Origin of the sequence: Streptomyces sp. NPDC092045 (genome assembly GCF_044756005.1) — a bacterium.
GTDB lineage: Bacteria > Actinomycetota > Actinomycetes > Streptomycetales > Streptomycetaceae > Streptomyces.
Map to the genome: position 1 here is coordinate 90546 of NZ_JBIVSC010000003.1, position 12383 is coordinate 102928.

The 12383-nt window shown below is 76.5% G+C and carries 10 protein-coding genes; 2 read left to right on the top strand and 8 right to left on the bottom strand.

What is annotated here, in order from left to right:
* Positions 1–47 precede the first annotated feature (47 nt).
* On the bottom strand, positions 48–1259 hold the full coding sequence (locus tag ACIQKA_RS10700; RefSeq protein WP_402540679.1) for a CapA family protein: 1212 nt from the start codon (positions 1257–1259) through the stop codon (positions 48–50).
* Positions 1260–1518: 259 nt separating this feature from the next.
* Between ACIQKA_RS10700 and ACIQKA_RS10705 the strand changes: the two genes are divergently transcribed.
* Together ACIQKA_RS10705 and ACIQKA_RS10710 are read left to right on the top strand one after the other, a co-directional pair.
* Entirely contained in the window at positions 1519–2064 is a 546-nt protein-coding gene (locus ACIQKA_RS10705; RefSeq protein ID WP_402540680.1) for a sigma-70 family RNA polymerase sigma factor, read from the top strand.
* A 222-nt stretch (positions 2065–2286) separates the two neighbouring features.
* Complete coding sequence (locus ACIQKA_RS10710; protein ID WP_402540681.1) at positions 2287–2778, top strand: hypothetical protein; 492 nt, start codon at positions 2287–2289, stop codon at positions 2776–2778.
* Between the two features lie 20 nt (positions 2779–2798).
* Here ACIQKA_RS10710 and ACIQKA_RS10715 read toward each other — a convergent pair whose 3' ends face one another.
* The 7 genes from ACIQKA_RS10715 to ACIQKA_RS10745 form a co-directional block, all read right to left on the bottom strand.
* Complete coding sequence (locus ACIQKA_RS10715) at positions 2799–4007, bottom strand: histidine kinase (RefSeq protein WP_383154491.1); 1209 nt, start codon at positions 4005–4007, stop codon at positions 2799–2801.
* Positions 4004–5821 (bottom strand): cation acetate symporter, encoded by a 1818-nt coding sequence (locus tag ACIQKA_RS10720; protein WP_383446069.1) that lies wholly within the window; start codon positions 5819–5821, stop codon positions 4004–4006. The genes ACIQKA_RS10715 and ACIQKA_RS10720 overlap by 4 nt, the downstream gene beginning before the upstream one ends.
* Before the next feature lie 22 nt (positions 5822–5843).
* Complete coding sequence (locus tag ACIQKA_RS10725) at positions 5844–6230, bottom strand: hypothetical protein (protein WP_383154496.1); 387 nt, start codon at positions 6228–6230, stop codon at positions 5844–5846.
* 158 nt (positions 6231–6388) lie between these two features.
* Complete coding sequence (locus ACIQKA_RS10730; protein ID WP_383154498.1) at positions 6389–7141, bottom strand: LytR/AlgR family response regulator transcription factor; 753 nt, start codon at positions 7139–7141, stop codon at positions 6389–6391.
* 191 nt (positions 7142–7332) lie between these two features.
* Positions 7333–8697 (bottom strand): wax ester/triacylglycerol synthase family O-acyltransferase, encoded by a 1365-nt coding sequence (locus ACIQKA_RS10735; RefSeq protein ID WP_402540682.1) that lies wholly within the window; start codon positions 8695–8697, stop codon positions 7333–7335.
* 136 nt (positions 8698–8833) lie between these two features.
* Positions 8834–10990 (bottom strand): SpoIIE family protein phosphatase, encoded by a 2157-nt coding sequence (locus ACIQKA_RS10740; protein ID WP_390108451.1) that lies wholly within the window; start codon positions 10988–10990, stop codon positions 8834–8836.
* Positions 10991–11066: 76 nt separating this feature from the next.
* Positions 11067–12257, bottom strand: coding sequence for a DUF6777 domain-containing protein (locus ACIQKA_RS10745; RefSeq protein ID WP_402540683.1), 1191 nt, complete (start codon positions 12255–12257; stop codon positions 11067–11069).
* Positions 12258–12383: the final 126 nt, after the last annotated feature.

Sequence of the window (12383 nt, forward strand, 5' to 3'; positions counted from 1 at the left end):
CCGTTGGGCGGATGGCTCCGAAGGGTGGCCGAAGCCCCCTCTGCGTCCTACTCGCCCATCGCGAGGCCGTCCCCGGCGGCGCCCCGGCCGAGGACCACCCGCCGGATCGTGTCGCGGATCGCGGCCAGGCGCGGGTCCCCGCCGGTGTCGGCGCCGAGGTTGACCACCCGGCCGCGCCCGGTGTCGAACCACTGGGGAACGAACTCGGCCCTGGTGACCTCCCAGCGCCCGCCGGAGGTCCGGGGCGGGGCGAAGGTGAAGCGGCCGATGCTGCCCTGGTTGCCGCGCGGGTCGTGGACGCCCTGGTGGTTGATCATGTCGCCGGCGATCTGGTCGCCCATCCCGTAGACCACCCAGGTGCCGTTGACCTTCTCGTAGGCCTGCGGGACGTGGGCGTGGGTGCCGAGGATCAGGTCGATGTCCGGGCGGCCGCCGGTCCGCGAGGCGGTCAGCGTCCGGGCGAGGGAGAGCTGCCGTTCGTCCGGCTCGGTCTGCCACTCGGTGCCCCAGTGGACGCTGACCACGACCACGTCGGCGCCGGCCGCGCGGGCCGCGCGCGCGTCGGCGACCACCTTCCGCTCGTCGAGCAGGTCGACCGCCCAGGGCCGCCCCTCGGGGAGCGGGTAGCCGTTGGTGTCGTAGGTGTAGGCGAGTTGGGCGACGGTGGCGCCGCCCGCCTTCATCAGGGTGGGCCGGGCGGCCTCCTCGGCGGTGCGGGCCGATCCGGCGTGGCGGACGCCGGCCGCGTCGAGGGCGTCGAGGGTCCGGCCGAGGCCCGCGGCGCCGTCGTCGAGGGTGTGGTTGGAGGCGGTGGAGCAGGAGTCGTACCCGGTCTCCCCGAGTCCGGCGGCGACCTCGGGCGGGGACTTGAAGGCGGGGTAGCCGGTGTAGGGCCCGCCCTTCTTCCCGTACACGGTCTCCATGTGACAGATGGCGAGGTCGGCGCCGGAGACGACGGACTTCACCCCGGCGAGCATGGGGCGGAAGTCGTAGCCGCCGCCGGCGGAGTCCTCGGCCGCCTGGCGGATGACGGAGTCGTGCGGGAGGACGTCCCCGGAGGCCACGAGGGTGAAGCCGGCGGGCGCGGAGGCCGCGCCGGGGGCGGCGGAGGGTCCGGCGGTGCCCGGGGCGGTGGCTCTCGGGGTGGCGCCGCCCGCGGCCGGACCGCTCCCGCCGCTTCCGCCGGTGCAGCCGGTCGCCGCCGCGAGCAGGACGGCGGCGAGCGCCGCCACCCCCGCGGGCCTGGTGCGTGAGGTCATGTGCGGCACTCCACCCGATTCGTATGACGAGCATCTGTTCCGATGAACAGATCTCGCGTGGGAGCCGCAGTCAAGGGTCGGGGCCGTACGAAGTCACGAACCCCACCGAAACGGACGCGGTGACTCCGTACGACCGTTCGCCGTACCATTCGCCGCTCGGTGCGACCGTTCGTCGCAGACCGCTGTCCGTTCCCTGTCCCCCGCCGTCCGGATGCGTTCGTATACGGGCCGACGACGAGCCGCGGGAGAGGTGGGCAGCATGACGACGGCGACGACCGACGAACGGACCCTGGAGGAGTTGCAGCGGGACCACGGCCCCGCGCTGCTCTCCTTCCTGCTCGGCCTCACCCACGGGGACCGGCAGCGGGCCGAGGACCTCGCGCAGGAGACCCTCGTACGGGCCTGGCAGCACCCGGAGGCCTTCGGCGGCCCCTACGCCTCCATGCGCCCCTGGCTCTTCACCGTGGCCCGCCGCCTGGCCATCGACGCGCGCCGCTCGCGCCTCGCCCGGCCCGCCGAGGTCGGCGACGGCGTCCTCGCCGTGACGCCCGACCCCGCCGACGCCACCGCGTCCGCCGACGCCGCCCTCGACGTGCGGGCGGCCGTCCGGGAGCTGAGCCCCGAGCACCGGGCGGTGCTCGTCCGGCTCTACTTCCACGGCCTCACCGTCAACGAGGCCGCCGTGGACCTCGGCATCCCCGCCGGAACCGTCAAGTCCCGGTCCCACTACGCCCTGCGGCAGCTCGGCCGGTCGCTGCCCGGCTACCGCCCGCGCCAGGGCCCCGCACCGGCGCCGGGGCGCTGATCCCGGCCCCGGCCCGCCCCCGGCGCCCCCCGCGTCACCTCCGGTGACCGGAATCCCACCCGTACCGATCCGGCCGGAAAACGTGTCCGAAACCGCTCCGGCGAGTTGAGCAAAGCGGGACCCGCGGGCGCCCCGTACGGAGGAGGCTCTCCCCGGGCCCCGTTGTCCGGGCCCCTCACACGGCCCCGCACGCGCGGTCATGTCCGGGAGAAGGTGGGAGCGTTGCTGCCCGAGAGCACGAACGGCGCCGGCGGCACGAGCGGCGGCGGCCTCGCCGTCCCGATGTCCTGGCTGTGCGCCGAGTACCTGGCGGACGAGGTGCTGCGGGCCGCCGCGCTCGTGGCGCCCGGCTCGCTGGAGTACCGGGCCGGCCTCCAGGCCCTGGCCCTCACCGTCCACCTCACGGAGGACCCGGACCGGCCGCCCGCCGGCCGGGTCGACGAGTGGCTGCGGCACACGGCGTACGACCGCCCCTGGCCGCCCTGGGTCGAGGAGCGGCTCGCCGGGCGGCGGGCGGGCGGCGGCGAGGGACCCGACCTGGCGTTCGCGGAGACCGCGTGGCGGCGGCTGCGGGACACCTGGATCCGGGCCGACGACCTCGACGGCCGGACGGACGCGGACCCCGGGTGCCCGGCCGACGGCACCGAGCAGACCTGGCTGCCTGCCTGGAAGCTGGGCCTGCCGCTCGCCCACCTCTCGCTCCACCTGCGCTGACCGGGACGCACGGCCGGGGCTCACGGGGCCGAGGGGTGCACTCCCGGCCGGTACTTGGGGACCCGCACCGTCACCTTCATCCCGGCGCCGACGCCCGTCTCGATGACGAGGCCGTACTCCGCGCCGTACACCTGGCGCAGCCGCTCGTCCACGTTGGAGAGGCCGATGCCGGCGCCCGTCGGGTGCTCCCCGCGCAGGACGGCGCGCAGCAGCTCCGGGTCCATGCCGATGCCGTCGTCCTCGACGGTCACCACGGCCTCGGCGCCCGCGTCCCGGGCGGCGATGACGACCCGGCAGCCCTTCTCGCGGTCCTGGAGGCCGTGCTTGACCGCGTTCTCCACCAGCGGCTGGAGGCAGAGGAACGGCAGGGTCACCGGCAGCACCTCGGGCGCGATCCGGAGGGTCACCTTCAGCCGGTCGCCGAAACGCGCCCCGGCGAGCGCGAGGTACTGCTCGACGGAGCGCAGTTCGTCGGCGAGCTGGGTGAACTCGCCGTGCCTGCGGAAGGAGTAGCGGGTGAAGTCCGCGAACTCCAGGAGGAGTTCCCTGGCCCGCTCGGGGTCGGTGCGGACGAACGAGGCGATGGCGGCGAGGGAGTTGAAGATGAAGTGCGGGGAGATCTGGGCGCGCAGGGCCTTGATCTCGGCCTCCACGATCCGGGTGCGCGAGCGGTCGAGCTCGGCCAGTTCGAGCTGGACGGAGACCCAGCGGGCCACCTCGGTCGCGGCCCGCACCAGGACGGCCGACTCCCGCGAACCGTAGGCGACGAGCGCGCCGAGGACCCCGTCCTCGCCGGTGAGCGGGGCGATCACCGCCCAGCGCAGCGGGCAGGCCGGGTCGGCGCAGCCGGAGTCGGCGGAGCGGCTGCGGCCGGTCTCCAGGGTCTCGGCGGCCTGGGCGGGGACGTGGGCGCGGTGGTGGTCCTCGCCGGGCCCGTCCCAGGCGAGGACCGCGCCCCGGTCGGTGAGGCAGAGCGCCTCGGTGCCGAGCAGCGAGCGGAGCGTGCGGGCGGCCCGGCGGGCGGTCTCCTCGGTGAGCCCGGCGCGCAGCGGGGGCGCGGCGAGCGAGGCGGTGTGCAGGGTGTGGAAGGTGGCCCGCTCGACGGGCGTGCCGAGGTCGGGGTCGGCGTCCCGGCCCCCGCGCCGGGCGGCGAACCGGCCCAGGACGAAGCCCGCGGCGAGCAGCACGGCCCCGACGGCGGCCGCGGCGGCGAGGGCGATGCCGCTCATCGGCGCGCTCCCGGACGGGAGCGGGGGCGGACGCCCGGACGGGCCCCCGGAAGGAGGTCCGGGCGGGTCTCGGCCCGGGGATCCGGGCGGCCGTCCTGGGCGGGCACGGCCCCGGTGATCTCCTCCGGGAGGTGCAGGCGGGCGAGGAGCGCCGGGGTGCCGGGCGGGATCCGGCGGGGGGTGGCGAGGGAGACCAGGACCATGGTGAGGAAGCCGAGCGGGACCGACCAGACGGCGGGCCAGGCCATCAGGGTGTGCGGCCAGCCGCCGGGCGCGAGTCCGGCGCGGGTGGCCATGACGGCGGCGAGGGCGGAGCCGCCGCCGAGCAGGAGCCCGGCCATCGCGCCGGGCGGGGTGAGCCGCCGCCACCAGATCCCGAGGACGAGCAGCGGGCAGAAGGAGGAGGCGGAGACCGCGAAGGCGAGGCCGACGGCGTCGGCGACCGGCACCTTGGAGGCGACCACCCCGGCGCCGAGCGGGACGGCGGTGGCGAGCAGGGTCGCGAGCCGGAAGTGCCGGACGCCCCGGGAGGGCAGCACGTCCTGGGTGAGGACCCCGGCGACGGACATGGTGAGCCCGGAGGCGGTGGAGAGGAAGGCGGCGAAGGCGCCGCCCGCGAGGAGCGCCCCGAGCAGGTCGCCGGGGAGCCCGCCGAGCATCCGGTCGGGCAGGACGAGGACGGCGGCGTCGGCGGAGCCGGTGAGGGCGAGTTCGGGGGCGTAGATCCGGCCGAGGAAGCCGTAGAGCGGCGGCAGGAGGTAGAAGGCGCCGACGAGCCCGAGGACGACGAGGGTGGTGCGGCGGGCGGCGCGGCCGTGCGGGCTGGTGTAGAAGCGGACGGCGACGTGCGGCAGGCCCATCGTGCCGAGGAAGGTCGCGAGGATCAGTCCGTACGTGGCGTAGAGCTGGTGCCCGTCGCGTCCTCCGGCCAGCGGCTGGGACCAGCCGAGGGGGTCGGCGCCGCCGGCCACCCGCTCGGGGAGGTCCGCGCCCGGCGCGAAGGCGAGCGTGGTGCCGCCGAGGACGTGGTGGGTGCCGGGCCCGAGGGTGACGGTCCGTCCGGTGTGCGGGACGGAGTCGACGCTGCCGGTGACGGTGACGGTCAGCGGGGCGTCGAGCCCGATCCGTACCGTGTCGGCGACCCGGACGACCGTGTGGCCGCGCAGCACGGCGGGGGCGTCGAAGCGGGCGCGGGGCGCCCCGTCCCCGTACCAGGCGGCGAGCAGGAAGAGGGCGGGGACGAGCAGGGCGGTCAGCTTCAGCCAGTACTGGAAGGCCTGGACGAAGGTGATGCTGCGCATGCCGCCCGCCGCGACGGTGCCGGTGACGACGAGGGCGACGAGCAGGCCGCCGACCCAGTCGGGGGCGCCGGTGAGGATCTCCAGGGTGAGTCCGGCGCCCTGGAGCTGCGGCAGCAGGTACAGCCAGCCGATGCCGACGACGAAGAGGCTGGCGAGCCGCCGGGCCCGCCGGGATTCGAGGCGGGCCTCGGCGAAGTCGGAGAGGGTGTACGCGCCGGAGCGGCGCAGCGGGGCGGCGACGAGGACGAGCAGGACGAGGTGGCCGGCGGTGTAGCCGACCGGGTACCAGAGCATGGCGGGGCCCTGGACGAGGACGAGTCCGGCGATGCCGAGGAAGGAGGCGGCGGAGAGGTACTCGCCGCTGATGGCGGCGGCGTTGAGGCCCGGCCGGACGGTCCGCGAGGCGACGTAGAAGTCGGAGGTGGTGCGGGAGATCCGCAGGCCGAGGGCGCCGATGAGGACGGTGGCGAGGACGACGGCGGTGACGGCGACGACCGCGTGGGTCTGGTTCATGCGGGCGTCCGCGCGGAGGGGCTCATCGTTCGACGAGGCCGGTGAAGTCGCGTTCGTTGCGCTCGGCGCGGCGGACGTACCAGTGGGCGATGCCCCAGACGACCGGGTACACCCCGACGCCGAGGGCGATCCAGACCAGGGCCTCGGGGGCGGGCAGCGCGAGGACGAGCGGGAGGGAGCCGACGAGCAGGGCGAGCGCGCCGAGGGCGGTGAGGGCGGCGCGGAGCTGGCTGCGCATCAGGGAGCGGACGTAGGTGTGCCCGAGGGTGGTCTGCTCGTCGATCTCGGAGCGGGCCGGCGGATGGGCGGGGCGCCGTCCGGCGGGTCCGGGGGCGCCCGCGGCGCCGTGGGCGGAGGCGTGGGTGACGGTCTCGCGCCGGGGTCTGCGCGGCGGGTGGTGCTCGGACATCGGCGTCCGCTCCGGCATCTCTGGGCTTCGGGGGAGGGTGCGGGCGGCGCGGCCCGGGACGCGTGGAGTCTACGCAGCGGGGTCGGAAGGCGGTAGACCTGCGGCGACGGAGGTGCGGGGGTACGGGACACGGAGGTACGGGATACGGGGATACGGGGTCAGCCGCCGGCCCGGCGCATCAGGAGGTCCCGGAGCGGGCGGGCGTGGCGGCGGCTGACGGCGAGGTCGGTGTCGCCGACCCGCACCGAGGTGGCGCCGCCGTCGAGCCGCAGTTCGTCGATCCGGGCGAGGGCCACGAGGTGGCTGCGGTGGATGCGGACGAAGCCCCGGTCCGCCCAGCGCTCCTCCAGGGCGGAGAGCGGGATGCGGACGAGGTGGCTGCCCTGGTCGGTGTGGAGGCGGGCGTAGTCGCCGTGGGCCTCGACGTAGGCGATGTCGTCGACGGGGACGAACCGGGTGACGCCGCCGAGTTCCACGGGGATCTGCTCGGACGCGGCGGCCGGGGCGGGCGCGGCGGTGGCGTGGACCAGCTCGTGGACGCGGCGGACGGCCTCGGCGAGGCGCTCGCGGCGCACCGGCTTGAGGACGTAGTCGACGGCCTTCAGGTCGAAGGCCTGGAGGGCGAAGCCCTCGTGCGCGGTGACGAAGACGACGAGCGGGGGCCGGGCGAAGCCGGCGAGCAGCCGGGCGACGTCGAGGCCGGTGAGTCCGGGCATGTGGATGTCGAGGAAGACGACGTCGACGGCGTCCCCGCCGTCGGGCCCCGACTCCAGGGCGCGGCCGATCCTGCGCAGCGCCGCGGTCGCGTCGCCCGCCCCCTCGGCGGTGCGGACGCGCGGGTCGGCGCGCAGCAGGTAGAGCAGCTCCCCGAGGGCGGGTTCCTCGTCGTCGACGGCCAGTACGCGCAGCATGCGGCGGAGTCTAGGGGGTGCCTGCCGCATGAGCGCGGGAGAAGGAGCGGCGTCCGGTGCGTGCGATCGCAAGGCGCCGGAGTGCCCTCGTGGCGGAGCCACGTGGGTGCTTCGGCAACGCGGCGAGGGCGCGTGCCGGACGCCGCGACGCCGCGGGCATGCGGCAGACACCCCCCGTCCCGCGGGGGGCGTCAGGCCCTCGTGTCGTCCCCCGGCGGGTCCAGGAGGTCGAGTTCGGTGGTGAGGGCGGCGGCGAGGGCGTCGAGGTCGGGGACCGCTGCGCCGTCGGCGACGAGGCCGATGTGGACCCGGCCGTCGTAGGGGGACATGGCGACGGCGAGGGACTGGCCCCGGGCGAGCGGCGCCATGGGGAAGAGCGCGCGCAGCGGGGCGCCGCCGAGGGAGAGCGCGGAGCGGGGCAGCGGGACCTGGGTGACCAGGAGGTCGAAGAGGAGGCGGGCGGCGCCGGAGGCGAAGGGGGCGCCGAAGCGGTGGGCGAGCGGGGGCAGCCGGTCGGCGAGGAGGGCGACGGCCCCGGCGCCGCGGAAGGGACCCGCCGCCTTGTTGCGGTCCATGGCGCGCCGGACGGCGGCGAGCCGGGCGGCCGGGTCGGGCTCGGTGACGGGCAGGTCGAGGAGGTAGCCGGAGAGGCTGTTGCCGGGGCCGGGCGGGGCTCCGGGGCGGCGGCGCGAGACGGGCACGAGGGCCCGGGGGTCGGCTCCGGGCAGTGGCAGGCCGCGCTCGTCGAACCAGCGGCGCAGGGCTCCGGCGACGACGGCCAGGAGGACGTCGTTGGCGGTGCCCCCGGTGGCGCGGCGCACGCGGTGGACGCGGTCGAGGCAGAGGGTCGCGGTGGCGATCCGGCGGGTGCCGCTGGAGTGGGCGGCGAGGGCGGCGGTGGGGCGTCCGTCGAGGCGGCTGGCGCGGACGACGGAGGCGCCGACCTCGACGGCCCGGCCGAGGTCGCCGAGGCGGTCCCGGGCGATGCCGAGGAGGCGTCCGGGGCCGGGGAGCCCGGCGAACGGGGGGCGCGGGGGCACGGGGCGGGAGCGGCGCGCGGGGCGGTGTCCGGCGGCGATCTCGTCGAAGATGCCGGCGCCGATGGCGACGGCCCGCATGCCGTCGGCGAGGGCGTGGTGGAGCTTGACGAGGACGGCGAAGGAGCCGTCGGGGGCGCCGCTGAGCAGGTACATCTCCCAGGGCGGCAGACCTCGCTCGACGGGGCGCTCCATGAGTTCGGCGGCGAGCCGGGCGGTCTCGGCGGGGAAGTCGGCGCCGGGGAGGGCGACCTCGCGGACGTGGCGGCGCACGTCGAAGTCGGGATCGGCGCTCCAGGCGGAGCCGCCGACGGGGAGCAGGACGTCGCGGACGCGCATCCGGAGCCGGGGCACGGCGGCGGCGCGGCGGGCGAGCAGGTCCAGGACGTCGGCCGGTTCGCCGCCGGGGGGCGCGGGCACGGGGCCGAAGTGGGCGAGGGCACCGAGGTGCAGGGGGTGGGCGGTGGATTCCAGGTGCCAGAAGGCCAGGTCCAGCGGGGCCAGGAGCTCGGTGGTCACGGGTGTCCTCACGTCCTGCGCGGAGGGGTGGAAGACCGCAGTCAATCGCGCACGAACAGTTACGGTCAAGCACGGTCGGTTAACGCTCCGTAAATACCCTCGGCCGTGTGCGCTCTCGGGTGTCCGGAGAACGTCCTCAGGTCTCCGGCTCCCTCTCCGTCTTCGTATCCCTCTGCGTCTGCGTATCCGTCCCCGTGTCCGGGACGACGCTCTCCACCACGAACTCGCACCACACGCACTTGCCGCCGCCCCGCGACTCCACCCCCCACGCGTCGGAGAGCTGGTCGACCAGGAGCAGGCCCCGGCCGGACACGCCCGCCTCGCCGGCCTCGCGGCGCCGGGGCAGGGCGCTGGAGCGGTCCTCGACCTCCACCCGCAGCCGCCGCGTGGGCCCGGGCAGGACCCGCAGGGTCACGATCGCCCCGCCGTCGGTGTGCATCAGGGCGTTGGTCATCAGTTCGTCGGCGACCAGCTCGATCTCGTCCGCGCGCTCCCCCGCGCCCCAGGCGCGGACCGCGGCCCTGATCATGTGGCGCGCCGAGCTGAGCGCCTCCGGGTCGCTCTGGGCCACGTGCTGCTGGAACCGGCCGGCGCCGGGGGCGGCGTACGTGCCGTGGCGGCGCAGCAGCAGGATCGCGACGTCGTCCTCGCCGCCCCGCTCGGCGACCACGTCGCACAGGTGGTCGGCGAGCTCCTGGAGGTCGGCGGGGCCGCGCCGGACGAGGGAGGAGAGCCACTGGAGGCCCTCGTCGAGGTCGGCGCCCGGCTTCTCCACGAGGCCGTCGGTGTAGAGCAGCAGGGTCTGCCCGGGGTCGAGTTCGAGGGTGGTGACCGGGTAGTCGAGGCGGCCGAACTCCGCGGAGAGCCCGAGCGGCAGGCCGCCCTCCACCGGCAGCCTGCGGCAGCGGCCGTCGGACTCCCTGATCAGCGGGTCGACGTGCCCGGCGCGGACCAGTTGGACGACTCCGGTGCGGAGGTCGACCTCGGCGTACGTGCAGGTGGCGAAGCGTTCGGTGTCGAGCTCGTGCAGGAAGACGGAGGCCCGCGCCATCACCGTGGCCGGGGTGTGGCCCTCGGCGGCGTAGGCGCGCAGCACGATCCGGAGCTGGCCCATGACGGCGGCGGCGTGGGTGTCGTGGCCCTGGACGTCGCCGATGACGGCGCCGACCCGTCCGCCGGGCAGCGCGATGACGTCGTACCAGTCGCCGCCGATGTCCCGGCCGAGCCGGGCGGAGCGGTAGCGGACGGCCGTCCGGGCGCCGGGCACCTCGGGGATCCGGCGCGGCAGCATGGCCTGCTGGAGCCCCTCGGCGAGGTCGTGCTCCTGCTCGTACAGCATGGCCCGCTGGAGGCTCTGGGCGATGCTGCTGCCGAGGGCGACGAGCAGGGTCCGCTCGTCCTCGCTGAAGCCCCTCCGGTCGCGGTAGAGCAGTCCGAGCGCGCCGATCGGGCGGGCCTGGGCGATGAGCGGGAGGTAGGCGGCGGCGGTGACGCCGAGGCCGCTGATGTGCGGCCAGAGCACCGGGTAGGACTCGGAGAAGTCGCGCGGCGAGTCGATGAACCGGGGGCGCAGGGTGCGGATGACCTCGCTCATCGGGTACGGCTCGTCCACCCGGGTGAAGCGGGTGCCGGGCACGAAGGCGCCCTCGGGGCCCTCGGCGACCAGGTGGATGCGGCCCGCCTCCAGGAGGCCCATGACGAGGCTGGCGGCGCCGAAGTGTTCGAGGGCGTGGGAGTCGTTGAGGAGGTCGATGACGTCCTTGACGGTCCGGGCGTGGGCGAGGGCGGCGGTGGTGCCCTCGACGACGCCGGCGCGTTTGCGGCGCCCCTCGTCGAGGCCGAGCCGGGCGGCGGACTCGGTGAGTTCGTGGGTGGCGTCGCGCAGGACGCCGACGATCCGCACGGGCCGGCCGGTGTCGTCGCGGTGGACGATCCCCTGGGTGTGGGTCCACTGGTGGGCGCCGTCGCGGCGGCGGATGCGGAAGTACGCGCCGTACTGGTCGCTGCCGTCCTTGAGCGCCTGCGCCACCAGGGCGTCGAGGCGGCTGCCCTCGTCCGGGAGCACCCGCGGGCTCAGGGACACGGGGCGCCCGTCGTACTCCTCGCGGTCCATGTCGAAGACGGCGAGGGCGGCGTCGTCCATCTCCATCGTCCCGGCGAGCAGGTCCCAGTCGAAGCCGCCCATCCGGAAGGCGAAGCCGTACTCGGACAGGATCGGGGTTCCGTCCGGCGGCCCCTCCGGCGCACGGCGGACCGGGCCGCCCGCCCCCCCGCCCCCGTTGCCCGCGCTCATGGGGCCACGCTAGGCGCAGCCCCGGCCGTGCGCACCACGAAGATCCGGCCGGCCCGTCGGATCCGTCCCTCCGGGCTCACCCCTCGAAGGCCTCGTAGGTCTCGGGCTGGTCCGGCACCACCTCGGGCGGGAGGATCTCCTCGGGCGGCAGCTCCCCGTCCGGCGGGGCGGACGGCTCGTCGAACGGGTCGGGGAGGGGTTCGGTGCTGGGGTCCGGTCGCGTGGACGGGTCGGAGGCCTCGGGGGCGGGGTCCGTCGGGCCGTCGGGGGTCGGCGGGTCCTGCGGCGGCGGTACGGGCTCCGACGGGCCGGAGCGGTCGGGGGCGCTGGGCGTGGCCGGGCCGGAGGCGTCCGGGTCGGGCGTGCCGGCGCCGTCCAGGAGGCACGCGTCCGGGTCGCAGGAGGGCTCCACGGCGGGCTTCCGGTCCTCCTCGCCGTCGCTGCCCGTCCGGCGCTCGATCCAGGTGCGGTCGGTGGCGTTCACGATGACCAGGCCGGCGACGACGGTGCCGGTCGGGCGGACGACGACCACGTGGTCGGGGTCGAAGGCGTCCCAGGGGACGCCCACGTAGACGCCGCCCCGGTCGGAGGCGGGGGCGCGGAGCGGGTTGCCGGCGGCGCAGCGGACGCGCGGGGAGCCGTACTGGTCGACGAGGACGGCCGTGCCGGTCTGGAGGACGGCCTGGTGGGCGGTGGCCCGGCCGCCGCGGTAGCCGTGGCCGGTGACGCGGGCGTCCACGCGCAGGACGACCGGGGTGAGGCCGCGCAGCCAGTCGGCGACGCCGGTCTCGGGGACGCCGGCGGCCTCGGCGAAGGCGCGGGCCTTCCTGGCGTCCCCGGTGAGGAGGGAGGCCTGTCGTTCGACGTCGCAGCTGCCGACGGCGCGGGTGCCGCCGTAGAGGCCCGGGACGGAGCCGGTGACCTCGCGGGCCTGCCGTTCCCCGGCGGCCGGGGGCGGGGCGGAGGGGCGGACGGTGTTGCGGACGGTGGAGGCGGTGAAGGGGTCGGGTCCGGGGGCGGCGGCCGACTGGAGGAGGACGTCCTGGGCGGGGGCCGCGACGGGCAGCCCCGCTCCCCCGGCGCCGGTCCCCCCGGAGGAACAGCCGGCGAGCAGCAGGGCCGAGGCGAGGGCGGTCCCGGCGAGGCGCGCGCCGTCGCGGGGGCCGGTCGCGGCGTCGCGCGGCGGGGTCGCGCCGTCGCGGGAGGCGGCCCCGGCGTCGCGGGGGGCGAGGGGGGTCCGCCGCGTCCGGCGAAGGGGTGAGCGCACCTGGGTTCTCCCGACTTTCTCTCCCCCGGGCCCGGGGCCCGGTTCCGGCCAGTCCCTCATGTCTGTCGCAGCGGGCGGGCCCCCGCAAGCCGAGGGGGACCGACCGGGTCACCCGGCCGGGGAGAG